The 26,237-nt window shown below is 66.1% G+C and carries 21 protein-coding genes; 18 read left to right on the top strand and 3 right to left on the bottom strand.

Annotation, left to right across the window (positions count from 1 at the left end):
- The first annotated feature begins 13 nt into the window (after positions 1-13).
- The 3 genes from dsbC (at position 14) to thrC (ending at position 3,722) form a co-directional block, all read left to right on the top strand.
- Positions 14-742 carry a bifunctional protein-disulfide isomerase/oxidoreductase DsbC gene (gene dsbC / locus M6E97_RS02765; RefSeq protein WP_003092626.1) on the top strand — a complete coding sequence of 243 codons (729 nt, stop codon included), beginning with the start codon at positions 14-16 and terminating at the stop codon, positions 740-742.
- Between the two features lie 213 nt (positions 743-955).
- Positions 956-2,260 carry a homoserine dehydrogenase gene (locus tag M6E97_RS02770; RefSeq protein ID WP_003100657.1) on the top strand — a complete coding sequence of 435 codons (1,305 nt, stop codon included), beginning with the start codon at positions 956-958 and terminating at the stop codon, positions 2,258-2,260.
- A 52-nt stretch (positions 2,261-2,312) separates the two neighbouring features.
- On the top strand, positions 2,313-3,722 hold the full coding sequence (thrC, locus tag M6E97_RS02775; protein ID WP_033938339.1) for a threonine synthase: 1,410 nt from the start codon (positions 2,313-2,315) through the stop codon (positions 3,720-3,722).
- Positions 3,723-3,775: 53 nt separating this feature from the next.
- Here the strand turns inward: thrC and M6E97_RS02780 are convergent, their stop codons facing one another.
- Complete coding sequence (locus tag M6E97_RS02780) at positions 3,776-4,786, bottom strand: alpha/beta hydrolase (RefSeq protein ID WP_023100855.1); 1,011 nt, start codon at positions 4,784-4,786, stop codon at positions 3,776-3,778.
- Between the two features lie 306 nt (positions 4,787-5,092).
- Between M6E97_RS02780 and M6E97_RS02785 the strand changes: the two genes are divergently transcribed.
- Positions 5,093-5,377 carry a DUF3509 domain-containing protein gene (locus M6E97_RS02785; protein WP_003092618.1) on the top strand — a complete coding sequence of 95 codons (285 nt, stop codon included), beginning with the start codon at positions 5,093-5,095 and terminating at the stop codon, positions 5,375-5,377.
- A gap of 186 nt (positions 5,378-5,563) precedes the next feature.
- On the opposite strand, the gene M6E97_RS02790 is transcribed toward M6E97_RS02785, so the two are convergent.
- Positions 5,564-6,793 carry a CaiB/BaiF CoA transferase family protein gene (locus M6E97_RS02790; protein ID WP_003129868.1) on the bottom strand — a complete coding sequence of 410 codons (1,230 nt, stop codon included), beginning with the start codon at positions 6,791-6,793 and terminating at the stop codon, positions 5,564-5,566.
- 304 nt (positions 6,794-7,097) lie between these two features.
- Between M6E97_RS02790 and M6E97_RS02795 the strand changes: the two genes are divergently transcribed.
- The 11 genes from M6E97_RS02795 to M6E97_RS02845 all read left to right on the top strand — a co-directional run bounded on the left by M6E97_RS02795 (position 7,098) and on the right by M6E97_RS02845 (position 23,328).
- Positions 7,098-7,718, top strand: coding sequence for a YjfI family protein (locus tag M6E97_RS02795; protein ID WP_003092612.1), 621 nt, complete (start codon positions 7,098-7,100; stop codon positions 7,716-7,718).
- A gap of 14 nt (positions 7,719-7,732) precedes the next feature.
- Positions 7,733-8,428, top strand: a complete 696-nt coding sequence (locus tag M6E97_RS02800) for a PspA/IM30 family protein (protein WP_003092609.1) — start codon at positions 7,733-7,735, stop codon at positions 8,426-8,428.
- 55 nt (positions 8,429-8,483) lie between these two features.
- Entirely contained in the window at positions 8,484-9,125 is a 642-nt protein-coding gene (locus M6E97_RS02805; protein ID WP_003092607.1) for an OB-fold-containig protein, read from the top strand.
- Between the two features lie 35 nt (positions 9,126-9,160).
- Positions 9,161-11,227: a flotillin family protein gene (locus M6E97_RS02810; protein ID WP_003092604.1), complete on the top strand. Its 2,067-nt coding sequence runs from the start codon at positions 9,161-9,163 to the stop codon at positions 11,225-11,227.
- Positions 11,228-11,376: 149 nt separating this feature from the next.
- Complete coding sequence (locus M6E97_RS02815) at positions 11,377-16,614, top strand: DNA repair ATPase (protein ID WP_034005015.1); 5,238 nt, start codon at positions 11,377-11,379, stop codon at positions 16,612-16,614.
- An 18-nt stretch (positions 16,615-16,632) separates the two neighbouring features.
- Positions 16,633-17,325 (top strand): phospholipase D-like domain-containing protein, encoded by a 693-nt coding sequence (locus tag M6E97_RS02820; protein WP_003092598.1) that lies wholly within the window; start codon positions 16,633-16,635, stop codon positions 17,323-17,325.
- Between the two features lie 106 nt (positions 17,326-17,431).
- Positions 17,432-17,971, top strand: a complete 540-nt coding sequence (locus M6E97_RS02825; RefSeq protein WP_003092594.1) for a YaeQ family protein — start codon at positions 17,432-17,434, stop codon at positions 17,969-17,971.
- A 43-nt stretch (positions 17,972-18,014) separates the two neighbouring features.
- Complete coding sequence (gene recJ, locus M6E97_RS02830) at positions 18,015-19,730, top strand: single-stranded-DNA-specific exonuclease RecJ (RefSeq protein WP_003092592.1); 1,716 nt, start codon at positions 18,015-18,017, stop codon at positions 19,728-19,730.
- 286 nt (positions 19,731-20,016) lie between these two features.
- Positions 20,017-21,513, top strand: coding sequence for a M4 family elastase LasB (gene lasB, locus M6E97_RS02835; protein WP_003092588.1), 1,497 nt, complete (start codon positions 20,017-20,019; stop codon positions 21,511-21,513).
- A gap of 169 nt (positions 21,514-21,682) precedes the next feature.
- Entirely contained in the window at positions 21,683-22,789 is a 1,107-nt protein-coding gene (locus M6E97_RS02840; RefSeq protein ID WP_009313509.1) for an NADH:flavin oxidoreductase/NADH oxidase, read from the top strand.
- Between the two features lie 188 nt (positions 22,790-22,977).
- Positions 22,978-23,328 carry a hypothetical protein gene (locus M6E97_RS02845; protein ID WP_031635820.1) on the top strand — a complete coding sequence of 117 codons (351 nt, stop codon included), beginning with the start codon at positions 22,978-22,980 and terminating at the stop codon, positions 23,326-23,328.
- A gap of 12 nt (positions 23,329-23,340) precedes the next feature.
- Here the strand turns inward: M6E97_RS02845 and nalC are convergent, their stop codons facing one another.
- Complete coding sequence (gene nalC / locus M6E97_RS02850) at positions 23,341-23,982, bottom strand: efflux system transcriptional repressor NalC (protein WP_003137949.1); 642 nt, start codon at positions 23,980-23,982, stop codon at positions 23,341-23,343.
- Between the two features lie 204 nt (positions 23,983-24,186).
- Between nalC and M6E97_RS02855 the strand changes: the two genes are divergently transcribed.
- The 3 genes from M6E97_RS02855 to M6E97_RS02865 all read left to right on the top strand — a co-directional run bounded on the left by M6E97_RS02855 (position 24,187) and on the right by M6E97_RS02865 (position 26,170).
- Positions 24,187-24,612 carry a hypothetical protein gene (locus M6E97_RS02855; protein ID WP_003129878.1) on the top strand — a complete coding sequence of 142 codons (426 nt, stop codon included), beginning with the start codon at positions 24,187-24,189 and terminating at the stop codon, positions 24,610-24,612.
- A 7-nt stretch (positions 24,613-24,619) separates the two neighbouring features.
- On the top strand, positions 24,620-24,781 hold the full coding sequence (armR, locus tag M6E97_RS02860; RefSeq protein ID WP_003109634.1) for a MexR antirepressor ArmR: 162 nt from the start codon (positions 24,620-24,622) through the stop codon (positions 24,779-24,781).
- Positions 24,782-24,928: 147 nt separating this feature from the next.
- Positions 24,929-26,170 (top strand): CynX/NimT family MFS transporter, encoded by a 1,242-nt coding sequence (locus M6E97_RS02865; RefSeq protein ID WP_023099279.1) that lies wholly within the window; start codon positions 24,929-24,931, stop codon positions 26,168-26,170.
- The last annotated feature ends 67 nt before the right edge of the window (positions 26,171-26,237 follow it).

Here is a 26,237-nt window from a genome sequence, read left to right on the forward strand (position 1 = left end):
ACAGGAGTGACACATGCGCGTGACCCGTTTTCTGGCTGCTGCCGCCCTCGGCCTGATGAGTACCCTGGCCCTGGCAGACAATGCCGATCAGAACATCCGCAAGACCCTGCAGGCCCTGCAACCGGACCTGCCCATCGACTCCATCGCCAGCAGCCCGCTGCAGGGGCTCTACCAGGTGCAGCTGAAGGGCGGTCGGGTGCTCTACGCCAGCGCCGACGGCCAGTTCGTCATGCAGGGCTACCTCTACCAGGTGAAGGACGGCAAGCCGGTCAACCTGACCGAGAAGGCCGAGAGCCAGGCGATCGCCAAGGCGATCAACGGCGTGCCCGCCAGCGAGATGGTGGTGTATCCGGCCAAGGGCCAGGCCAAGGCGCACATCACGGTGTTCACCGATACCACCTGCCCGTACTGCCAGAAGCTGCATGCCGAGGTGCCGGACCTGACCGAGCAGGGGATCGAGGTGCGCTACATGGCGTTCCCGCGCCAGGGGCCGCAGTCGGCGGGCGACAAGCAACTGCAGGCGGTCTGGTGTGCGAAGGAGCCGACCAAGGCGATGGACGCCATGATGAACGGCAAGGAGATCAAGTCTTCCGAGTGCAAGAACCCGGTCGACAAGCAGTTCCAGATGGGCCAGATGGTCGGGGTGCAGGGAACGCCGGCGATCGTCCTCGCCAACGGCCAGTTGCTTCCCGGCTACCAGCCGGCCAAGCAGTTGGCCAAGCTGGCGCTGGAGGCCAAATAGCGCCGGGTCTGCCGAACAATTGACTAATAAAGAGCCGCTTCGTAATGTGCGGCTCTTTTGTTTTCATCATTGGCGATTTCCGTCGCCCGCTGGCGGAATCCATCGCCAGGATGTGTCGTGGCCCGTACAGTGGTCGCGTCAACCTCGATTCGATCGGGGAACCATAGCAGGCCGGCGCGTCCGGCCGTCGTAGGTGAGATGGGGAGTTCCAGCGTGAAACCGGTCAAAGTAGGCATCTGTGGGTTGGGGACCGTCGGTGGCGGTACCTTCAATGTACTCAAACGCAACGCCGAGGAGATTGCCCGCCGTGCCGGGCGCGGTATCGAGGTTGCGCAGATCGCCGCCCGCCGGCCGAACCCGAAGTGCGATACCGGTGCGACCCCCATCACCGCCGATATCTTCGACGTAGCGTGCAATCCCGAGATCGACGTGGTCGTCGAGTTGATCGGCGGCTACACCCTGGCCCACGAGCTGGTGCTCAAGGCCATCGAGAACGGCAAGCACGTGGTCACCGCGAACAAGGCGCTGATCGCCGTGCACGGCAACGAGATCTTCGCCAAGGCCCGCGAGAAGGGCGTGATCGTCGCCTTCGAGGCCGCTGTCGCCGGCGGCATCCCGGTGATCAAGGCGATCCGCGAGGGGCTGTCGGCCAACCGCATCAACTGGCTGGCCGGGATCATCAACGGTACCGGCAACTTCATCCTCAGCGAAATGCGCGAGAAGGGCCGTACCTTCCCCGACGTGCTCGCCGAGGCTCAGGCCCTGGGCTATGCCGAGGCCGACCCGACCTTCGACGTGGAAGGCATCGACGCCGCCCACAAGCTGACCATCCTCGCCTCGATCGCCTTCGGCATTCCGCTGCAGTTCGACAAGGCCTACACCGAAGGCATCTCGAAACTGACCAGCGCCGACGTCAACTACGCCGACGCCCTCGGCTATCGCATCAAGCACCTGGGCGTGGCGCGTCGCACCGAGAGCGGCTTCGAGCTGCGCGTGCACCCGACCCTGATTCCCTCGGATCGCCTGATCGCCAACGTCAACGGCGTGATGAACGCGGTGATGGTCAACGGCGACGCCGTCGGCTCGACCCTCTACTACGGCGCCGGTGCCGGCATGGAGCCGACCGCTTCCTCGGTGGTGGCCGACCTCGTCGACGTGGTCCGCGCCATGACCTCCGATCCGGAGAACCGCGTACCGCACCTGGCATTCCAGCCGGACGCGCTGTCCGACCACCCGATCCTGCCGATCGAAGCCTGCGAAAGCGCCTACTACCTGCGCATCCAGGCCAAGGACCACCCGGGCGTACTGGCCCAGGTGGCCACCATCCTGTCCGAGCGCGGCATCAACATCGAATCGATCATGCAGAAGGAGGCCGAGGAACAGGACGGCCTGGTGCCGATGATCCTGGTTACCCACCGGGTCATCGAACAACGCATCAACGATGCCATCGCCGCCCTGGAAGCGCTGGAAGGCGTGTCCGGGCCGGTGGTCCGCATCCGTGTCGAACAACTGAATTGATCGAACGCCGGGCGCCGTTCGCGGGCCCGCGTCAACAGCGAAGGTTTTGAACATGCGTTACATCAGCACCCGCGGCCAAGCGCCCGCCCTGAACTTCGAAGATGTCCTCCTCGCCGGCCTGGCCAGCGACGGCGGCCTCTACGTCCCGGAAAACCTGCCGCGTTTCACCCTCGAGGAGATCGCCTCCTGGGTCGGCCTGCCCTACCACGAGCTGGCCTTCCGGGTGATGCGCCCGTTCGTCGCCGGCAGCATCGCCGATGCCGACTTCAAGAAGATCCTCGAGGAAACCTATGGCGTCTTCGCCCATGACGCAGTGGCGCCGCTGCGCCAGTTGAACGGCAACGAATGGGTGCTGGAGCTGTTCCACGGCCCGACCTTGGCCTTCAAGGACTTCGCCCTGCAACTGCTCGGCCGCCTGCTCGACCATGTGCTGGCCAAGCGCGGCGAGCGCGTGGTGATCATGGGGGCCACCTCCGGCGATACCGGCTCCGCGGCCATCGAAGGCTGCCGCCGTTGCGACAACGTCGACATCTTCATCATGCACCCGCACAACCGCGTGTCCGAGGTGCAGCGCCGGCAGATGACCACCATCCTCGGCGACAACATCCACAACATCGCCATCGAAGGCAACTTCGACGACTGCCAGGAGATGGTCAAGGCCAGCTTCGCCGACCAGGGCTTCCTCAAGGGTACCCGCCTGGTAGCGGTGAACTCGATCAACTGGGCGCGGATCATGGCCCAGATCGTCTACTACTTCCATGCCGCGCTGCAGCTCGGCGCGCCGCATCGCTCGGTGGCGTTCTCGGTGCCGACCGGCAACTTCGGCGACATCTTCGCCGGCTACCTGGCGCGCAACATGGGCCTGCCGGTCAGCCAACTGATCGTCGCGACCAACCGCAACGACATCCTGCACCGCTTCATGAGCGGCAACCGCTACGACAAGGACACCCTGCATCCCTCGCTGTCGCCGTCGATGGATATCATGGTCTCGTCCAACTTCGAACGCCTGCTGTTCGACCTGCACGGCCGCAACGGCAAGGCCGTCGCCGAACTGCTGGATGCCTTCAAGGCCAGCGGCAAGCTGTCGGTGGAAGACCAGCGCTGGACCGAGGCGCGCAAGCTGTTCGACTCCCTGGCGGTCAGCGACGAGCAGACCTGCGAGACCATCGCCGAGGTATACCGCTCCTGTGGCGAGTTGCTCGACCCGCACACCGCCATTGGCGTGCGTGCCGCCCGCGAATGCCGGCGCAGCCTGAGCGTGCCGATGGTGACCCTGGGCACTGCGCACCCGGTCAAGTTCCCCGAAGCGGTGGAGAAGGCCGGCATCGGCCAGGCGCCGGCGCTGCCTGCGCACCTCGCCGACCTGTTCGAGCGCGAGGAGCGCTGCACCGTATTGCCGAACGAGCTGGCCAAGGTGCAGGCCTTCGTCAGCCAGCACGGCAATTGCGGCAAGCCGCTCTGAGCCTGTCGTGAAAGGAAGAAGCCCGCCTTGATGGCGGGCTTTTTCATGTCTTCTCAAAGGGCAGCGGCGAGTTTGTTGCGCGAGGGGCGGAGCAGCCTCAGTGGATCGTTGAACTGGATGTCGCTGGCCAGCTTGTAGTAGCGCCCGACGAAATAGTCGCGGGCCTGGGCATCGTTCTTTCCCTGGTACAGCGCCCAGGCGACGCTGATGCCGGCGAACTCGTTGTACTCGATCTGTCGCAGCGGGCTGAAGTGGGTCGCCGTGGTGGCCGTGGCGCCCCAGGCGGGCGCGTCGCGGATCAACGGGCCCTGCCAGAGGATCGGCCAACTGAGCGGCGGCACGACCACATCGGCCAGTCCGGTCAGCAGCAGGGTCGGGGTCTTTACCGTGGAACCGATGGCCAGGGGGCCTGGCTCGATCGGCAGGGCGCCGACCAGCTTCAACCGTGGTTCGATGAGTTGCAGGGCTTGTGCAGAGAGGCTGGCGCTCTGCAGCGTGGCCTGGCCGCCGGCGGAGTGCCCGGCGACCAGCGTCCGGGAAAAGTCGGCCCTGCCATGCAGGGCTGAGGCCGGGTCCTTGTCCAGTTTCGCGACCTCGAGGATGCCGAGGGCGTGCATCAGCGGGAAGGAGTTGATGAAGTCGGAAGAGATCACCACGATGAAGCCGTGGCTGGCCCACAGTTTCATCAGTTCGTGATAGTTGCCGGCGTTGGAAAGTATGCCGCCGACGAAGGTGATGACCGGAAGCTTGGCGTCGGACGCGGCGATGTCCGCCGGATAGTAGACGCTGGTACTGATCGGGCTGGCGAAGCCATAGGGGAAAGCCTCGTTGCAGCGGATCGAGCCGTCCAGCAGGACGATCCTGGCGATGGTCCCGACGAAGCCACGACAATCGGCGAGCACGGCGGTGCTGGCGATCTCGGTGTCGGCGACCGGACGCGCGTACTGGTCGTTGGCCAGGCCGACGGCGCCGAACAGCAGTGAGCCCTGTGCCGTGCCGGCGGCGAATGCCAGCGCGAGGATGAAGGCGCGCCAGGCGCCGCGGGGGGATGCGAAGGCAGTCATGAGATCCTCGCTGTTCGACACGCGGGGGGAAGTCTCGTTGTTACTGCCTGACGGACGCGCCGGATACTGCAATTTCAAGCAGGTGAAGGCGTTGCGCGAGGGTGGGATGGTTGGAGTTTTTCCCGGTGCTTTCCTTATAGCGGGCTGATCGTTGCGTTGGCCTGGCTCAGCTCGAATGGCTATTTGCGCCGGCTCGTGGCCTTTCGCCAGATGCTGCCGTTAGTCCGGTAAATGCTTGCATCGACGAACCCTATTCGCGTTTTTTCGGTCTTTGACGAGTCTTATCGTCGAAACAGGAGACCTGATTTGGACAGCCTGAAGCAACGACTGGCCGATGCCTTCGCTCCCCATCCCTTCACCCTCAGCCAGCCCCGGCCCGATGGCGGAAGGGTGGTCACGCTGGTCGATCCGCAGGGGGAAACCCTGTTGCAGCGGGTCATCGCCAAGGTGCAGTTGAACGACGAAAGCTATCTCGAGGATGCCGTGCAGACCATTCGCCGGGAATTGCAGGTGCTGGTCGGGCGGATGGAGGAAGACGTGCTGGCGACCTTCCGCGAGCGGGATCACGTGCTGCTGTATTCGTCGCGCTAGCGCCGTCTCGTTCGACGGCGCGTTGCGCATCGGGCGGTCAGGCCGAAGGCGCGCGTCGGTGCAGCGGCTCTTGCCGGATGGCGCCATGCTCGTGGAAGCGTGCGGATAACCCCTTCTCCCTTGCTGGATAGGGGGAGAGGGGGCCGCCCTGTCCGCGGAGCACCGATGAAGGGCTCCGCGTACCGTTCAGATGGCGCCTTCCCGGCGCAGGGCGGCGATGCCCTCGCTGTCGTAGCCCAGCTCGGCGAGCAGGGCATCGGTATGCTCGCCCAGTTCCGGGCCTACCCAATCCGCCGAGCCTGGCGTGGCGGACAGCTTGGGCACGATGCCAGGCATGCGGAATGGCTTACCGTCCGGCAAGCGTGCCGAGAGGAACATCTCGCGGGCAAGGAATTGCGGATCGCGGAACATGTCTTCGGCGGAGTAGATGCGGCTGGCCGGGACTTCGGCTCGCGCCAGCACCGCCAGCACTTCCTCCAGGGGCTGCGAGGCGACCCAGCGGTCGATAACCCCATAGAGTTCGTCGCGGCGCGCATCGCGCCCGTCGTTGCTGGCCAGTCGCGGGTCGCTGGCCAGGTCGTCGCGGCCGATGGCCTGCATGAAGCGGCGGAAGATCGCGTCGCCGTTGGCGCCGATCTGTACGTGGCGGCCATCGGCGCTGGTGTGGATGGAGGAGGGGGTGATGCCCGGCATGATGTTGCCGGTGCGCTCGCGGATGAAACCGAACACGTCGAATTCCGGAACCATGCTTTCCATCATGGCGAAGATCGCCTCGTAGAGGGCGACGTCGACCATCTGACCCTCTCCGCCGTTGACCTCGCGGTGTCGCAGCGCCATCAGCGCGCCGATCACGCCCCACAGGGCGGCGATCGAGTCGCCGATGGAAATCCCGGTGCGAACCGGCGGGCGGTCCTCGAAGCCGGTAATGTAGCGCAGTCCGCCCATCGACTCGCCGACCGCGCCGAAGCCCGGCTGGTCCTTGTAGGGGCCGGTCTGGCCGAAGCCCGACAGGCGCACCATCACCAGGCGCGGGTTCAGCGCGTGGAGGACATCCCAGCCCAGGCCGAGCTTTTCCAGTACGCCGGGGCGGAAGTTCTCGATCAGGATGTCGGCATCGCCGAGCAGGCGTTTCAGGATCGCCTGGCCTTCGGCGTGCTTGAGATTGAGGGTCAGGGATTTCTTGTTGCGTGCCTGAACGAACCACCACAGCGAGGTGCCTTCGTAGAGCTTGCGCCACTTGCGCAGTGGATCGCCGCCGTCGGGCGACTCGATCTTGATCACTTCGGCGCCGAACTCGGCGCAGATCCGCGAGGCGAAAGGGCCGGCGATCAGGGTGCCGAGCTCGACCACCTTCAGGCCGGCCAGCGGTTTGGGCGAATGTTCCATGCGGTGTCCGTCAGGCTGCAGTGTGCGCATAGCCTAGAGCATTTGCCGGCGGTGCGGGCGGGTGCCACGGTAGGGTGAGACGTTTCCCGTTTTTTCCCGATATGCCCGGCGGTCCTTCAATTCCTTTTGCATAGAGGGTTTAATGCGGGAGTCGATACAGGATGTAGCGCGCCAGACACCGAGCCAGGGAGGCCCCTCGTGCCATTTCTTTCTCTCTTTCCTCCCCGTGTTTCTTTTCCATGCTCCGGCCGGCCCGGCGTAGATATGCGCGTGCGTTGGATTTTATTACATGTGAGCTGTTGAAATCTTACATGTGATCTCGTAGTGTGAGTCCATGCAACGGAAATCATCAGCCCATTATCAGCGTGTCTTTCGCCAGCGCCTGCGCGAGCAGGGCCTGGTGAAGAAGGAAGTCTGGATCTTGCCGGAGAACGCCGCGGCGCTCGCCGGCATCGAGCGGATGCTGCGTCGCCCGGCTGCCGGAGCGGCTCATTTGGAGAAGGAGGAAGACATGACGGAAGCCCGGGTATGGAACGCTCGCTCGCTGGCCGAGGCACTGAGCGGCACCGAGCTGTTCAGCAGCGGCGAGGCCCAGATCGAGCTGATCGAGGGGGCGGAAGCGAGTCTCTACGTGATCATGCGCGAATACGGCGACCTGCCGGTGTTCGTCGCGCCCCAGGGCGAGCAGATCATCGTCGAGGCGCTGCTCTGGCCGGAAAGCGACGTTACCGACGCGACCGCCTTCAACGAAGAGGTCCTGCTCAGCCGGCAACTGTTCCCGCTGTCGAGCATCGGCCTGCTCAACCTGCCGGGCGAGGAGCGCTGCTACAGCATGTTCGGCGCGTTGAGCACGACTTCGTCGCTGGCCAGCGTGCTGCACGAAATCGAAACCCTGGCCGGCAACGTGATCCGCGCCACGGAAGTCTACGCCGGCTACCTGAAAGCCCGGGCCTGAGGGAGGACACCATCATGACGGTATGGAGCAAGCTGCTGAGCGCCCTGCGCGGCGGAGCCAACGAGGTTGGCGAGGCGATCGTCGACAGCCAGGCGCTGCGCATCCTCGACCAGGAGATCCGCGACGCCGACGTCGAACTGCGCAAGTCGCGGGAAGCGCTGGCCTCGATCATGGCCCGCCACCGCCTGGCCCAGGAGCGCGTCGAGAAGGGCGCGGCCCAGGTCGCCGAGTACGAGCAATACGCGATCAAGGCACTGGAGGCCGGCAACGAGGAGCTGGCCCGGGAGGTCGCGGAGAAGATCGCGACCCTGGAGAACCAGCTTGAGGGCGAGCGTGCCCAGGTCGCGGAATTCGCCGCCAGCGTAGCCCAGTTGCGCAAGTCGGTGAGCCAGGCCGAAGGCAACATCCGCCAGCTCAAGCAACAGGTGGATACGGTCAAGGCCACCGAGAGCGTGCAGAAGGCGCAGATGGCCGTTGCCCAGCGCTACGGCAACTCGAAGAGCAAGCTGCAGACCGCGGTGGACTCCCTGGAGCGGATCAAGCAGCGCCAGGCCGAACGCGCGGCGACCATGGATGCCGCGGCCGAACTGGCCAGCGCGGCGGCGCCGGACGATGCGCTGGACGCCAAGCTGCGCGCGGCCGGGATCAAGGCCTCGGGCAACAGCGTGGATGGCGTGCTGGCGCGCCTGAAGGAAAAGGGCAAGGCCTGATAGGCCCGCGGCCCGGCGAAGGCGTCCGGGCCCGTTTTTCAGGGATAGAGCGACAATGGAAGGTTTCCTGCAGACGGCGCTGTCGTTTCCGACCGTGCTGTTCAGCTTTCTTCTGATCCTCGCGATCATCTACTGGGGCATCGTCGCCCTGGGCATGGTCGAGATCGATGTGCTCGATCTCGACGCCGAGTCGGTCGTCGATGGCGCCGGCCAGGCCGAAGGCCTCGCCGCGCTGCTGGCGAAGCTGAAACTCAACGGCGTACCGGTCACCCTGGTGCTGACCCTGCTGTCCTTCTTCGCCTGGTTCCTCTGTTACTTCGTCCAGTTGTGGCTGCTCAGCGCATTGTCGCTCGGCTGGCTGCGCTACCCGTTGGGCGCCGTGGTGGCGGTGGGCGCGCTGTTCCTGGCGGCGCCGCTGGCGGCCACGCTGTGCCGGCCGTTGCGGCCGCTGTTCCGCAAGCTGGAAAGCACCAGCAGCAAGTCGGTGCTGGGCCAGGTCGCGGTGGTGCGCAGCGGGCGGGTCACCCTGCAACATGGCGAGGCGTTGCTGGAAGACGGCGGCGCCGGGCTGATCCTGAAAGTTCGTGCGGAAGAAAACAAAGGCTTCAAGCGCGGCGATCGCGTCGTGCTGCTGGAGTACCTGGAGGCGGAGCACGCCTATCGGGTCGTTACCGAGGAAGAGTTCCGCGGTATCTGACCCGGGCTCGGTGAGAATCAAGGAGAACTGCTGCTATGGATATGACGTCGCTGATGCCCCTCCTGCTGGGAGTGGGCCTGGTCGTTCTGCTGGTCGTGGGCCTGCTGGCCCTGTTCAAGGCCTTCTACATCAAGGTCCCGCAAGGCACCGCGCTGATCGTCAACGACATGTCGTCGACGCCCAAGGTGCATTTCACCGGTGCGCTGGTCTATCCGGTGATCCACCTGAAGGAGTTCATGCGTATCTCGCTGATCACCCTGGAGGTCGACCGGCGCGGCAAGGACGGCCTGATCTGCCGCGACAACATGCGCGCGGACATCACCGTTGCCTTCTACCTGCGGGTCAACGAGACCCAGGACGACGTGCTCAAGGTGGCCAAGGCCATCGGCGTCGACCGTGCTTCCGACCGTTCGGCGGTGAACGAGCTGTTCAATGCCAAGTTCTCCGAGGCGCTGAAGACCGTCGGCAAGCAGTTCGACTTCGTCCAGCTGTTCGAGAATCGCCAGGACTTCCGTGACCGCATCATCGAGGTGATCGGCAACGACCTGAACGGCTACGTCCTGGAAGACGTCGCCATCGACTACCTGGAGCAGACCGCGAAGAACTCGCTGGACCCGAGCAACATCCTCGATGCCGAGGGCATCCGCAAGATCACCGAGCTGACCGCCACCCAGAACGTCATCACCAACGAACTGGAGCGCAACGAAGAGCTGGCGATCAAGAAGAAGAACGTCGAGACCCGCGAGGCGGCCCTGGCCCTGGAGCGCCAGCAGGCTGACGCCGAGGCCCGGCAGAAGCGCGAGATCGAGACCATCCGTGCCCGCGAGGAAGCGGAAACCGCGCGGGTCAAGGAAGAAGAGCGGCTGAAGGCCGAGCAGGCGCGGATCCAGGCGCAGCAGGAAATCGACGTGCGCACCGAGAACCACCAGCGCGAGGTCGAGGTGGCGCAGCAGAACCGCCAGCGCGCGGTGGTCATCGAGGTGGAGAAGGTCACCCGCGCCAAGGACCTGGAGATCGTCGCCCGCGAGCGTGAGGTGGAGCTGCAGAAGATCGAGAAGGAAAAGGCGCTGGAAGAGCAGCGCAAGAACATCGCCAATGTGATTCGCGAGCGCGTCGCGGTGGAAAAGACCGTGGCCCAGGAGGAGGAGCGGATCAAGGAGGTGCGCGAGGTTTCCGAGGCCGAGCGGGTCAAGCAGGTGATCCTGCTGCAGGCCCAGGCGGAAGCCGAGCAGGAGCTGGTACGCCAGGTCAAGCAGGCGGAAGCCGACGAGGCCCGTTCCAAGCACAAGGCGGTGGAAATCAACACCATGGCGCAGGCCGAGCTGGAAGCGGCGTCGAAGCAGGCCGAGGCGAAGAAGCGTCTGGCCGAGGGCATCGAGGCCGAGCGCGCAGCGCCGGGCCTGGCCGACGCGCGGGTGCTGGAAGTCACCGCTGCGGCGAAGGAAAAGGATGGCTTGGCAGCGGCGCGGGTACGTGCCGAACAACTGATCGCCGAAGCCAGGGGCGACGAGGAGCGCGGCCTGGCCGACGCCCGGGTGCTCGAGGCGCAGGCCGCAGCCAAGGAGAAGGACGGCCTGGCCGAAGCCAAGGTGCTGGCCGAGAAGCTCGGCGCCCAGGCGCGCGGCGAGGAGCAGCTCGGCGCGGCCAAGGCCAAGGCCACCAAGGACCAGGGCAGCGCGGAAGCGGAAGTACTGCTGCAGCGCCTGAATGCCGAGGCCGAGGGGCTTGGCAAGAAGTTCGGCGCCCTGGATGCCCTCAGCGACAGCGCTCGCCAGCACGAAGAGTTCCGCATGCAGCTGGAGAAGAGCTTCGAGGAGGCCATGGCGGCCATCGCCGCGAACAAGGACATCGCCAAGGACCAGGCCGAGGTGCTCGCCACCGCGCTGGGCAAGGCGAACATCGAGATCGTCGGCGGCGAGGGCGACTTCTTCAACTCCTTCGCCAAGTCGCTGTCGGTGGGCAAGGCCATCGAAGGTGTGGTCGGCAAGAGCCCGGTGGTGCAGGACGTCCTCGCCCGCCTGCTCAACGGCCGTGGCGCAGCCGCTGCGGTAGTGCCGGAACGCAAGAGCGGCCACGAGAACGAGCCGGCGGCGGAAGTCTGAGTCGACCCGCAGCCTCCTCCGCCAACTGCGGAGGCGTTCCGCCCGCGCCCTGAGCGGCGCAGCCCCTGGCGTGGCCTGTTGGCTGCGCCCGGGGCAGGCCGCTCGGGCCGGTTTCCATCGATGACCGCCGTAGACCCAGGAAGACCAGGATGTCGGACACTCAAGCCGCAACTCCCGCGCAGGACGTATTGGACAAGGCCGTTGCCGAGGGCGGCGCCTACGAGGTGCTGCACAAGCGCCTGCTGGAGCAGGGCCAGCGCCTGCGGCAGACCGCCGAAAGGCTCAACGCCAGTCGCCTGGAGGAGTTCGGCGACAGCCAGATGGATGTGATCGGCCGGGTCCGCATCCGTACCGAGAACAACTGCATCGCCCGCGATATCGTCCAGGTCGGCGATTGCCTGCTGTTCGGCTACAACGTGTTCATCGGCCTGCGCAAGGAAACCGGCGTGGCCGACGTGTTCTCCCTCTACCGCCTGGTGGAGGGCAGCGAAGGCTACGAGGCGGAGCCTGTGCCACTGGGGGACAGCTTTCTCGCCGCGCCGGGCTTCGTCAACGACTTCAACGAGCTTTACACCTACTACAAGAACACCCGCCTGCTGCAATTGGCGATCCGCGACGGCAAGCTGCTGGCCAGCTTCCAGATCGGCGAGCGGATCACCGACATCCGCGTGTTCCGCTGGTCGATCTCCAGCGACGGCAGCGAAGTCCGCTACATCGACAACCGCGGCGAGCGCGACATCGCCTTGCCGGCACCGTTCGACTTCGAATGGCAGCGGGCTACCCGCGAGATGGTGGTGGAGGGCCGTTTCCCGCACCTGAACATCCTCGACACCCTGTTCGTCGAGACCATCGGTGGCGACCTGACCATCAAGGTCGAGAACAACACCGAGGTCGGCCTGGGCATCTATCGCGAAGAGGTGATGGACAAGACCCAGTCGCTGGACGACGCGCAGGTTGAATTCGCCCGCCTCGGCAGCCTGCTGCTGCTCAAGGTCCTGCCCTATCGCGAAGAGCAGTGGCGCTACCTGGTGTTCAACAGCCTGACCGGCAAGGTCGAGCGCATCGACGCCATCGGCCTGGCCTGCATCCAGTTGCCGGAGGACCACGGGATCATCTTCCCCGGCGGCTACTACCTGCAGAACGGCGAGTACCGCACCTTCGAGCAATCCATGGAAGGCATGCGCTTCAAGCGCTCGGTACGCTCGCCCAACGGCGAGGACGTGCAGTACGTTTTCTACCATCCCGAGCAGGGGCGGAACGTGCTGCTCACCTACAACCTGATCAACCGCCAGTTGCAGAATCCGCTGTTCGGCCACGGCTACGCGCGCCTGGAGGACGGACGCATGGTGATCTTCGCCGCCGAAGGCGAGGAACCGACCCGCATCCATCCGATGCAGGTCTGGCAGACGCCGTTCTGCACCGAGGAGTACGCGGCCCGCCAACCGGCGCGTAGCGGTTTCCTCGGGCGGATCGGCAATGCCGAGCTGGTGCGCGGCGTCTCCGACCTCTACGACCTGTGCCGGGAGATCGAGACTCCGGCAGTTTCGATCCAGCGCTACTCGCTGCTGTGCCAGAACACCCAGCGCCTGTTCGACGTCTACCACTGGCTCGGCAGCGACCAACTGGACGGCTTGGCGCCGCTGTTGCGCGAAGTGGCGGCGACCGCCGAGCTGGTGCTCGACGAATACGAGAAGGTCGAGAGTATCCGCCGCCAGTCGGCCCAGGCGATGGTCGACGCGGAGGAGCGGCACAAGGCGCTGCTCTCCGGCTTGCTGCCCGACGGCTGGGACCGGGTGCAGCAGTTCGTCGACGGGCTCAACGGCATCACCGCCCAGCGTGGCTTGCTGCTGACCATCCGCGAGTACCGCTACATCGACGTGGCGCGACTCGACGCCATGGAGGCCGAACTGCTCGCGGCCCACGAGCGGGTGGCCGCCGCCACTGCGACCTTCCTCGCCAGCGAACAGGCCCTGCAGCCCTTGCTGGAGCGCCTGCAGAGCCTCGATGGCGAGGCGCAGAAAGCCGAGACCGTGGCCCAGCTCGGCGAGCCGCTGGCGGCCCTGGAGGCGATGGCTGGCGACCTCGACATGCTGTCCTCGCTGATGGCTTCGCTGCGCATCGACGACGCGACCCAGCGGACCCGCATCATCGAGTCGATCTCGGAGATCTACGCCCGCCTGAACCAGGCCAAGGCGCGCGCCGAGCAGCGGCGCAAGGGGCTCGGTTCGAGCGAGACCGTGGCCCAGTTCGGTGCCCAGTTCAAACTCTTCGGCCAGGGCATCACCAACGCCCTGGCCCAGGCCCAGGACCCCGAGCGCTGCGACGAGCAACTGTCACGCCTGCTGGTGCAACTGGAGGAACTGGAAAGCCAGTTCGGCGACCATGAGCAGTTCCTCGGCGACATCCTGGCCAAGCGCGAGGAGCTGCTGGAAACCTTCGAGGCGCACAAGCAGACCCTGCTCGACGAGCGCCAGCGCAAGGCCCAGGGATTGCTCGACGCCGCCCGGCGAATCCTCGACAGCCTGCAACGACGCACCGCGCGCTTCACCCAGGCGGAGGAACTGAACGCGTTCTTCGCCGCCGACCCGCTGATCCTCAAGTTGCGCGAACTGGCCGAACGTCTTCGCGAATTGAAGGACAGCGTCAAGGCCGACGACGTCGAGGCGCGCCTGAAGGCCGCGCGCGACCAGGCGGTCCGCGCATTGCGCGACAAGAGCGAGCTGTTCGAGGAGGGCGGCGACGTCATTCGCCTGGGCCCGCGCCACCGCTTCAGCGTCAACACCCAGGAACTCGACCTGACCCTGATGCCGCGCGGCGACGCGCTGTACCTGCACCTGACCGGCACCGATTTCCTCGAACCGCTGCAGGACCCGCGGCTCGATGAGTTGCGCGGGTTCTGGCAGGTGAACCTGGAGTCCGAATCGGAGACGCTGTACCGCGCCGAATATCTCGCCGGCGAAGTGCTCGCCGCCGCCGACGCGGGCCGCGATGGCTTCAGCCTGGAGCGCTTGCAGGCGCTGCTGGCGCAGCCGGACGAGCTGGCGCGGGCGATCCGCGATTTCGCCGCGCCGCGCTACAAGGAGGGCTACGAGAAAGGTATTCACGACCACGATGCGGCGGCGATCCTGGTTCGCCTGCTGCCGTTGCGCGAGAGCGCCGGACTGCTACGCTACGCGCCCTCGGCGAGGGCCTTCGCCAGCCTGTTCTGGAGCCGCCGGCGCGAGGAGCGGGAAGTCGCCGGCTGGCCCGAGCGGGCACGTAGCAGCCGCGGCATCCAGCAGATGTTCGGTCGTGACGACGGCCTGCTCGCCCTTCGCGGCGAAGTGGCCGCGGCGATGCGTGCGCTGCTCGCCGAACAGCCTATCGCGCTGGACCCGCAGCATATCGACGAGGCGGCCGAGTACCTGGTCTGGGAATTGTCCGCCGAGCGTCCCGAATTCACCTTCAGCAAATATGCCCGGCAATTGCAGGAAGGACTCAAGCTGCGCCTGCAAGGCGCGCGTCTATGGGACGACTACCGGCAGACCCTGGAGCGTCTCGGCGAGCGGCCCGCCGCCCAGTGGGAACTGGCCGGCAACTGGCTGCGCGGACTATGTGGCGACGCCGAGTTCCAACCGCTGGCGGCCTACCTGGACGAGGCGGTGGCGCTCTCGTTGCTGGACGAGGAGATGCCACGACGGATCACCGAGGTCGACCTGCGCTTCCAGGTCGACGGCCTGATGGGCGAGCATCCGCGCATCGTCGAACGCGGCCTGGCGCTGGCGGTGGACGACTTCTTCGGCCGCCTGCGTCGCCATCGCCAGCAATTCCTGCCGGGGCTGCGGCGCTACCAGGCGTTGCGCCAGGAGATCGTCGAACACGAGCGCGAGGCATTGCGCCTGGCCGAGTTCAAGCCGCGACCGCTGTCCTCGTTCGTTCGCAACAAGCTGATCAATGACGTCTACCTGGGTGTCATCGGCGACAACCTGGCCAAGCAGATGGGGACGGTGGGCGAGAACAAGCGCACCGACCTGATGGGCCTGCTGATGCTGATCTCCCCGCCAGGCTACGGCAAGACCACCCTGATGGAGTACGTGGCGCACCGCCTGGGGCTGATCTTCATGAAGATCAACGGTCCTGCCCTCGGCCACGAGGTGCGCTCGCTCGACCCCGGGCAGGCGCCGGACGCGACTTCGCGGCAGGAACTGGAGAAGCTCAACTTGGCGCTGGAGATGGGCAACAACGTGATGCTCTATGTCGACGACATCCAGCACACCCATCCGGAGTTCCTGCAGAAGTTCATCTCCCTCTGCGACGGCACGCGCCGGGTGGAAGGGGTGTGGAAGGGCCGGACCAAGACCTACGACATGCGTGGGCGGAAGTTCTGCGTGGTGATGGCGGGCAACCCCTACACCGAGTCCGGCGAGGTCTTCCGCATTCCCGACATGCTCGCCAACCGCGCCGACATCTACAACCTCGGCGACACCCTCAGCGGCATGCAGGAGGCGTTCTCCCTCAGCTACATCGAGAACGCCCTGACCTCCAACCCGGTTCTCGCGCCGCTGGCCACCCGCGACATGGCCGACGTCTATCGCTTCGTCGCCAAGGCCGAGGGCAAGCCGTTCTCCAGCAACGAGCTGGCCCACGGCTACAGCGGTGCCGAGATCAACGAGATCAGCAGCACCCTGCAACGCCTCATGCAGGTGCGCGACGTGGTGCTCAAGGTCAACCAGCAGTACATCGCCAGCGCCGCCCAGGCCGACCAGTACCGCAGCGAGCCGCCGTTCAAGCTGCAGGGCAGCTACCGCAACATGAACAAGATGGCGGAGAAGATCTCCGCGGTGATGAACGATGCCGAGCTGCTGCAACTGATCGCCGACCACTACCAGGGCGAGTCGCAACTGCTGACCACCGGAGCCGAGGAGAACCTGCTGAAGCTCGCCGAACTGCGCGGCAACCAGAGCCCCGAGCAGGCCGAGCGCTGGGCGCAGATCAAGCGTGACTTCCTGCGCAACAAGTCCATGGGCGGCAGCGACGCCGACGTCGGCGGACGGCTGGTGGCGCAGCTCAACGACCTGGTGGAAAGCGTCCGTGGCCTGGCTCGCGAACCCCAGCCGGTACAACCGGCGCCCTGGGACGAGTTGCTGGCTGGATTGCGCCAGCTCGGCCAGGGCGCGCCGGCGCTGAACGTCGAGGTGACGGCGCCTGCGCAGCCGGGCGTGCAGCAGGTGCTGGAGAGCCTTGCCGCCTGCCTGCAGGACAGTTTCCTGCCGCTGATCAAGGTGATGGACCGCAAGATCGACGTCGACCTGCGCACGCACAACCGCATCAACGAGATATCCAGCCGCCTCGACGAACTGGGCCGGTTGCTGGGCGGCGAGAGGCCGCTGGAGAACGATCAACCCTGAGGACACGAGGAGCGGGAAATGGACTTCGACGGATTGGACCGCCAACTGCGCGACAGCCTGGCCGACCTGAAGCTGAGCAACGAGGAACGGGACGAACTACGCCAACTGGGCAGCGAGCTGGCGCCCGACCAGGTGCGTTTTCTGCGCAACCGTGCCTTCGACCTGGTGCGTGAGCTGGTCCTCGTGGAGGAGCAGGGCGAACGGATAGCCGCCCTGAAGTGGCTGGAGCAGGTGGTGCGCACCCTGGAGGTTACCGCGGCGGCGCCGCGCAGCCGCGCCAGCGCCTATTTCAGTCCCGGCGAGGAGTGTCGGCGGAAGATCCGCGAGCTGTGCCGGCAGGCCAGGCAGAGCCTGGACATCTGCGTGTTCACCATCTCCGACGACCAGCTCAGTGCGGAAATCCTGGCCTGCCATCGGCGCGGTGTTCCGGTGCGGATCATCAGCGACGATGACAAGCAGTTCGACGAAGGCAGCGACATCCATGCGCTGCGCGAGGCCGGCGTGCCGCTGCGAATCGACGACAGTCCCTTCCACATGCACCACAAGTTCGCCCTGGTGGATGGCGCCTGGCTGCTCAACGGCAGTTTCAACTGGACCCGCAGCGCCAGCGTCAACAACGAAGAGAACCTGCTGGTAACCGACGACGCCGTGCTGATTGGCGCCTATCGGCGTGAATTCGAGGAACTCTGGGGCCGCTACGCCCCGCGCTGAGCGGCAGCGACGCGAGAAAGGCAGGGCAGGCGGTCGGCCGGCGGACCGCACGCGGGCAGGTTTCAGGTTAGACTTGCGCCCTTTCGCTTCCCACGCCGGTATTCCCATGGCCCTGCAATCCACGCCCTATAAAGCCGATATTTCCCTCACCGACCTGGACCGCGGGGTCTACGAGACGTTGCGCCTGACCGTGGCCCGGCACCCCTCCGAGACCGAGGAGCGCCTGGCCGTGCGCTTGCTGGCCTACGTGCTGTGGTACGGCGAGCAGATCGCCTTCGGGCGTGGCCTGTCGGACGTGGACGAACCGGCGCTCTGGGAAAAGAGCCTGGACGGCCGGGTCCTGCACTGGATCGAAGTCGGCCAGCCGGACGCCGAGCGCATCACCTGGTGCTCGCGTCGCTGCGAGCGCTTCAGCCTGCTCGCCTATGGCAACCTGCGGGTCTGGCAGACCAAGGTGCTGGACAGCGTGCGCAGCCTGAAGAACATCAACGTCGCGGCAGTGCCCCAGGAACCCCTGGAGAGCCTGTCCCGCGACCTGCCGCGTTCGATCAACTGGACCGTGATGATCAGCGAGGGCACCCTGTTCGTCACCGACGAGAACGGCCAGCACGAGTTGCAGCTGGAATGGCTGCAGGGCGAGCGTTGATCGCCGCCGCCGTTTCCTTCCGTCGAGCCGAACGAGTGACCTGATGCGTATCGAACCCCGCCCCCTGCCCGAAACCCTGCCCGATCTCGGCGACCTTCCGCCATTGCTGGCACGCCTGTACGCAGCTCGTGGCGTGCGTTGCGCCGAGGAGCTGGACAAGGGCCTGGCGCGGCTGATTCCCTTCCAGCGGCTGAAAGGCATCGAGGAGGGCGTGGCGCTGCTGGTGGATGCCCTGGAGGGCGGCCAGCGGATTCTCATCGTCGGCGACTTCGACGCCGACGGCGCCACCGCCAGCAGCGTCGGCGTGCTGGCCCTGCGCATGCTCGGCGCGGCCTGGGTCGATTACCTGGTGCCGAACCGCTTCGAGTACGGCTACGGCCTGACCCCGGAGATCGTCGGCGTGGCCCTGGAGAAGCGTCCCGACCTGCTGGTGACGGTGGACAACGGCATCTCCAGCGTGGACGGCGTCCAGGCGGCGAAAGCCGCGGGGCTCAAGGTGCTGGTCACCGACCACCACCTGCCTGGCCCGGAACTGCCGGCGGCGGATGCGATCATCAACCCCAACCAGCCGGGCTGCGAATTCCCCAGCAAGGCCATGGCCGGGGTCGGGGTGATCTTCTATGTGATGCTGGCGTTGCGGGCGCGCCTGCGCGAGCTGGACTGGTTCGCCCGGCGCGGGCTGAAGGAACCGAACCTCGCCGAGCTGCTCGACCTGGTGGCGCTGGGCAGCGTCGCCGATGTGGTGCCGCTCGATGCCAACAACCGCATCCTGGTCCACCAGGGCCTCGCGCGCATCCGCGCCGGCCGCGCCCGGCCGGGCTTGCGCGCGCTGCTGGAGGTGGCCGGGCGGCCTCCGGTACGGATCACCTCCACCGACCTGGGTTTCATCCTCGGTCCGCGCCTGAACGCGGCGGGTCGGCTCGACGACATGTCCCTCGGCATCGAATGCCTGCTCTGTGACGACGAAGCGCTGGCCCGCGACATGGCGGTGCAGCTCGACCAGTTGAACCAGGACCGCAAGGCCATCGAGCAGGGTATGCAGCGCGAGGCGCTGGCGCAGCTCAAGGAGCTGAGCCTGGAGCAACTGCCGTTCGGCTTGTGCCTGTTCGACGCCGACTGGCACCAGGGCGTGATCGGAATCCTCGCCTCGCGCCTGAAGGAGCGTTACCACCGGCCGACCATCGCCTTCGCCGACGCCGGCGACGGCAGCCTGAAAGGCTCGGCACGGTCGATTCCCGGCTTCCACATCCGCGACGCGCTGGACGCGGTAGCCGCCCGTCATCCCGGGCTGATCAGCAAGTTCGGCGGCCACGCGATGGCTGCCGGACTATCGTTGCCGCAGGAAAACTTCGGCGCTTTCTCCGCCGCCTTCGATGCCGAAGTACGCCGCCAACTGGCCGAGGAGGACCTGGCCGGGCGCCTGCTCTCCGATGGCCAGTTGAGCATCCAGGAGTTCCACCTGGAGCTGGCGCGCGCGTTGCGCCAGGCCGGTCCCTGGGGCCAGCACTTTCCCGAGCCGATGTTCCACGGGGTGTTCCAGCTGGTGCAGCAGCGGATCGTCGGCGAGCGTCACCTGAAGCTGGTGCTGAAAAGCGAATGCGGCTCGCTGCAACTGGATGGCATTGCCTTCAACATCGACCGCGAGCAGTGGCCCAACCCTACCGTGCGCTGGGCCGAGCTGGCCTACAAGCTCGACGTCAACGAATTCCGCGGCCAGGAAAGCGTGCAACTGATGATCGTCCACATGGCCCCTCGCTGAGCGCGTCCCGGGGCTGGGGGCAACCTAGCTGCCACCTGCTTTTCTGCTAGCTATTCCAGCGAAAACATACAGATTTCCGGCGAAATCAAGGCTACCTGCCAGTTCTGGCAGGTTTGGCCGCGGGTTCTTTTTGGTACACGAAAGCACCGTCGAAAACGGGACCGAGCCAGGGGAGTGCAGTTCCTTCTACCCGAAGGACTGATACGGCTGTTCCGATCAGCCCACAAGGCGGCGGTAAGCGTCGGCCGAGTACTTCGGCCTGAAAAAACCAGGAGAACTGAACAAGATGAAGAAGGTTTCTACGCTTGACCTGTTGTTCGTTGCGATCATGGGTGTTTCGCCGGCCGCTTTTGCCGCCGACCTGATCGACGTGTCCAAACTCCCCAGCAAGGCTGCCCAGGGCGCGCCCGGCCCGGTCACCTTGCAAGCCGCGGTCGGCGCCGGCGGTGCCGACGAACTGAAAGCGATCCGCAGCACGACCCTGCCCAACGGCAAGCAGGTCACCCGCTACGAGCAATTCCACAACGGCGTACGGGTGGTCGGCGAAGCCATCACCGAAGTCAAGGGTCCCGGCAAGAGCGTGGCGGCGCGGCGCAGCGGCCATTTCGTCGCCAACATCGCCGCCGACCTGCCGGGCAGCACCACCGCGGCGGTATCCGCCGAGCAGGTGCTGGCCCAGGCCAAGAGCCTGAAGGCCCAGGGCCGCAAGACCGAGAATGACAAAGTGGAACTGGTGATCCGCCTGGGCGAGAACAACATCGCCCAACTGGTCTACAACGTCTCCTACCTGATTCCCGGCGAGGGACTGTCGCGGCCGCATTTCGTCATCGACGCCAAGACCGGTGAAGTGCTCGATCAGTGGGAAGGCCTGGCCCACGCCGAGGCGGGCGGCCCCGGTGGCAACCAGAAGATCGGCAAGTACACCTACGGTAGCGACTACGGTCCGCTGATCGTCAACGACCGCTGCGAGATGGACGACGGCAACGTCATCACCGTCGACATGAACGGCAGCACCAACGACAGCAAGACCACGCCGTTCCGCTTCGCCTGCCCGACCAACACCTACAAGCAGGTCAACGGCGCTTATTCGCCACTGAACGACGCGCATTTCTTCGGCGGCGTGGTGTTCAACCTGTACCGGGACTGGTTCGGCACCAGCCCGCTGACCCACAAGCTGTACATGAAGGTGCACTACGGGCGCAGCGTGGAGAACGCCTACTGGGACGGCACGGCGATGCTCTTCGGCGACGGCGCCACCATGTTCTATCCGCTGGTGTCGCTGGACGTGGCGGCCCACGAGGTCAGCCACGGCTTCACCGAGCAGAACTCCGGGCTGATCTACCGCGGGCAATCCGGCGGAATGAACGAGGCGTTCTCCGACATGGCCGGCGAGGCCGCCGAGTTCTACATGCGCGGCAAGAACGACTTCCTGATCGGCTACGACATCAAGAAGGGCAGCGGTGCGTTGCGCTACATGGACCAGCCCAGCCGCGACGGGCGATCCATCGACAACGCCTCGCAGTACTACAACGGTATCGACGTGCACCACTCCAGCGGCGTGTACAACCGTGCGTTCTACCTGCTGGCCAACTCGCCGGGCTGGGATACCCGCAAGGCCTTCGAGGTGTTCGTCGACGCCAACCGCTACTACTGGACCGCCACCAGCAACTACAACAGCGGTGCCTGTGGAGTGATTAGCTCGGCGCAGAACCGCAACTACTCGGCGGCTGACGTCACCCGGGCGTTCAGCACCGTCGGCGTGACCTGCCCGAGCGCGTTGTAAGCTCGGTGGCCCCGGCCAGCACTCCAGGAAGGAATGCCGGCCGGGGCCGCTCAAGCCGTCTTCCGCCAGGAGGACGGCTGCTTTATGTCGCTTGGGCCGCTGGCCTCCGCGAACCCGGTCTAAAGTTCAGGTGTGAGCATTTATTCCAAGACCGACCGGGAGTCCTGCCATGAGTCTGCTGTTCGAGCCTCTTAGCCTGCGTCAAATCACCTTGCCCAACCGCATCGCCGTATCGCCCATGTGCCAGTATTCGGCGCAGGAGGGCCTGGCCAACGACTGGCATCTCGTGCACCTGGGCAGTCGCGCGGTGGGCGGCGCCGGCCTGGTGATCGTCGAAGCCACCGCGGTGTTGCCCGAGGGGCGCATCACCGCCGACGACCTCGGCATCTGGAGCGACGCGCATGTCGAGCCGTTGCATCGCATCACCCGTTTCATCGAGTCCCAGGGCGCGGTCGCCGGGGTCCAGCTGGCCCACGCCGGGCGCAAGGCGAGTACCTGGCGGCCGTGGCTGGGCAAGCACGGCAGCGTGCCGATAGGCGAGGGCGGCTGGATACCGGTGGCGCCGTCGGCGATCCCGTTCGATCCCCAGCACACGACCCCCGAGGCCCTGAGCGAGGCGCAGATCGAGGCGCTGGTGCAGGCCTTCGTACGCGCCGCCGAGCGCTCCCTGGCTGCCGGCTTCAAGATCGCCGAGGTGCATGCGGCCCACGGTTACCTGTTGCATCAGTTCCTCTCGCCGCTGTCGAACCAGCGTCGCGACCAGTACGGCGGCTGCTTCGAGAACCGCATCCGCCTGCTTCTGCAGGTCACCGCCGCGGTGCGCAAGGCCTGGCCGGAAGAGTTGCCGCTATTCGTGCGGCTGTCCGCCACCGACTGGGTGGAGGATGGCTGGAACCCCGACGAGACCGTGGAGCTGGCCCGGCGGCTGAAGGACCTGGGCGTGGACCTGATCGACGTGTCTTCCGGCGGTACCGCGGCGAATGCGGAAATCCCGGTAGGGCCGGGCTACCAGACCGAGTTCGCCGAACGGGTGAAGAAGGAGGCCGGCATCGCCAGCGGCACGGTGGGCATGATCACCGAGCCGGTGCAGGCCGAGCATATCCTGCGCACCGGCCAGGCCGACCTGATCCTGCTTGCCCGTGAACTGCTGCGCGATCCGTACTGGCCGTTGCACGCCGCCGACGAACTGCGCAACGAGCAGATGCCCTGGCCGCCGCAATACCTGCGAGCCGCTCATCGCAGCACGCCGCCGCGCAAATCCCTGGAAATGCAGTGAGCCGTCGGGGCCGTCGGCGCGGCGAGGCGCCGGCGGCCCACCTGATGGAAACCTTTGCCGCCCTTGGCGGTCTGCCTGGCATCAGGAAATCATCCTGAGCGTTTCGCGGGAGATATTGCGTAATGGCAATATGATGCTATTCTCCCGCGACGTTCGCTCCGGACCGCACTTCGAGAAAGGATGCTCGCATGCACGCCAACGCCGGTTCTCCCCACGCCTCCCTGCCTGACAGCGATGTCGCCCTGCTGGCCAATATCCTGGTCCTGGCGACACGCAACATGAACAACATGACCACCATGCTGGCGCACCTTTCGGTGGAACTCAGCCAGAGCGAAGAGCCACGCCTGCAACGGGTCGGTCATCGGGTCCTGAACGAACTCTCGGAGCTGGGGGCCGCCCTGGAGACCCAGTGGGACCTGATCGGCGCGCTGTCGCGTTTCTCGCCCCTGCTCGATCGCACCCTGCCGCGCCAGGAACCCCTGGTCACCGAGATCCACCTCACCGATCTGCCGGGCCAGGCGCTGCCGCCCTCCGCCTGAACGGCGCGTCGCTCAGCCCTGCGCGGGGCGCTGCGACAGGTGTTCCAGGTAGCAGGCGATGATGTCCACCGACAGCTTGAGGCGGGTTTCCAGCAGCGCCATGGTCGGCTGGAAGTCGGCCACGCTGAGGGCCTTGAGGAACAGGTCGGCCTTGAGCATCTCGAGAAACTGGCAGGCCACCGCGTAGAGCGTTTCCTCGTCCATGTGGGGGGCGACCGCTACCAGTCGCTCGCTGAGCAGCAGGTAGCTCTGCTGCGGCCCCTGCTCGTAGAAGGACTTGCCGATCGCCGGAAACCGCGGAGATTCCGCCACCACCAGGCGATAGAGGCTCTGGCAGCGGGGATCGAGCAGGCTGGTGAGGAAGCGCCGGCCGAAATGCTCGAGGGTGGCGCTCAGCGTGGCGGCGGGGCGCGGCTGATCGGCGCTGTCGTCGAAGATTTCCTCGATCATGTGGGCGATCACCGCGGCAAACAGGCCTTCCTTGCCGCCGAAGGAGCTGTACAGGGTTCCCCGTGAACCACCGGCCCGTTCAATCACCATGTCCAGGGTGGTGCCTTCGAAACCGTGTTCGAGAAAGGCCTGGGTGGCGGCGTCGAGCATGGCGCGGCGGCGTTGCCTGCCGCGTTCGGTCAGGCGGGGGGACGCATCGTTCATGGGCGGTATCGGGCCTCGCGGGGTGCGGTCGGAAGGTGCGCATGGTGGGCCGTCGGGACGGTCCGTTCAAGCCTCCAGGCGGTTTGCTGAGAGCGTTTCTCGTTAGGGTTGACGCTGGTCATTTAAGAACTGTATCGTACAGTACTGTTCTGGCAAGCACTTCCGCTCATTCCTCCGCCTTGCCTCCCCGCAGGAGTCCCCCCCATGAATGCCCCCGCTAAGAGCCTGTTGGATATCGATGCCTTTCCCCTGGTCCAGGTCCGCGAGATGCCCCGCGAGCTGGCCGATGTCGAGCGCTGGTTGGAGGAGGTCGAAGCGCTGCTGGCCGTCGAGTGCGATTTCGCCCTGGTCTATCCGCCACTCCCGCAGGAAGAAGCTGAAGGCGACCAGCAAGCGCGCAAGCGCCTGGTGTTATGGCTCAAGGAAAATCGCCAGCGCTTCGTCGAGCATTGCCGGGGCATCCTGCTCAGTGCCAACGGCCAGCCGGACAACCTCGCCGACCTGCAGCAGCTGGCGCCGGTGCTGCAGGCCGTCTACGGCCCGCCGGTGAGCGTGGCGCCGGACCTGGCGTCCGCGCGCGGCATGGCGAAGGCGCTGCTGAGCGGGCCGGCGACGGGGATGAACTGGTGACGCCGCCATGTCCCTGAACACTCCGCGCAACAAACCGTCCCGCACCGAGACCGAGGCTGTCGCTGCCACCTCGGGACGATCCGCCGTCGGTCGGCGGGATTACACCGAGCAGCTGCGCCGGGCAGCCCGGCGCAATGCCTGGGACCTCTACGGCGAGCACTTCTACTGAGCGGGCGTGCCGGATTGCCATTGGTGCGGGCGATGGAACACATCGTTTGATTCCTGGGCTCTTTACCTCAAGTTAACTTGAGCTATCAGAATCCGCGCAGAGCGTCTGGCGACTTTGCCGGGCGCCACTCCATGCCCGGAGGCAACGATGGATAGCCCGTCCACTCCCGCTCGTCCGCACCCCCAGGCCAGCCCGCGATGGCTGGCAGTTGCCAATGTGATCTTCGCCGGCATCGCCGCCGCCCTGCATGTCGGCAAGGCGACCATCGCCCTGCCGTCGCTGCAACGGAGCTTCGGCGGCGACCTCGCCGCGCTGAGCTGGATCATGTCCGCCTTTCCGTTCGTCGGCGTATTCGGCGGCATCGCCGCTGGCCTCCTGGTGCGTCGCTGGGGAGACCGCCGGCTGCTGACCGGCGGACTGGCGATTCTCGGCGGAGCGAGCCTGCTCGGTGCGTCGATGCAGGACTTCGCCTGGTTGCTCGCCACTCGCTTCGTCGAGGGGCTCGGTTTCCTCATCGTGGTGGTGGCGGCGCCCGCCGTGTTGCACAGGATCACCAGCGAGACGCGGCGCAGCGTGGTGTTCGGTCTGTGGAGCACCTTCATGGCAGGCGGAATCGCCCTCTCGATGCTGTTCGGGCCGCTGCTCGCGGACTGGCGCGCCGACTGGCAACTGAGCGCACTGCTGGTACTGGTCGCGGCGCTGCTGCTGCCGCTCAGCGTCCCTGCCGACGATGGGCGCAGGGCGGCAGGCGTGAGGCCGGCCGGTCTTGGCACGTTGCTCAAGGTTCCGGCGATCACCCTGCTGGCGCTCGGCTTCACCACCTACAACCTGCAGTTCTTCGCCCTGATGACGTTCCTCCCCGTGTTCCTCATGCAGCGCCTGGGTGTCGCCCTGGAGACTGCGGGACTCATCGGCGCGGCCATCGTCGCGGCGAACGCCCTGGGCAATGTCGCGGCGGGCTTCATCCTTTCCCGCGGCATACGTCCCGGCGCCTTGCTGGCGACCACCGCGATCCTGATGGGAGTCACCGGTGCGGCGTTCTTCCATGCCGCGACGCCGGGGCTCCTGGCGATTGCGCTGGGGTTCGTCTTCTCGGCGGTCGCCGGCATGCTTCCCACCACCGTGCTGGCGACCGCGCCGCTGGCCTCGCCCACGCCTTCGCTGACGCCACTGGCCATCGGCTGGGTAATGCAGGGCAACTACCTGGGGCAGGTGATCGGCCCCTTGCTGATCGGCCTGATCGTCAGCCGTTTCGACTGGTCGGGCGCGATCGGCCTGATGCTGGTCGCGGGCGCGGCGGGGGCCGTCCTGGGGTTCTGCCTGCTGCGTGTGCTGGACGGCCTGCCTCGCGCCATTGCCACGGGTTCCGCGGCTCGCCCCGCGGATTAGAAGAGAAACCGGCTTCGTGCAGGGCGAATAGTCGAGCGACTATTCGTCCTGCGCATGGCGGCCAGAG

The organism is Pseudomonas sp. B111, from assembly GCF_026428275.1.
GTDB lineage: Bacteria > Pseudomonadota > Gammaproteobacteria > Pseudomonadales > Pseudomonadaceae > Pseudomonas > Pseudomonas aeruginosa.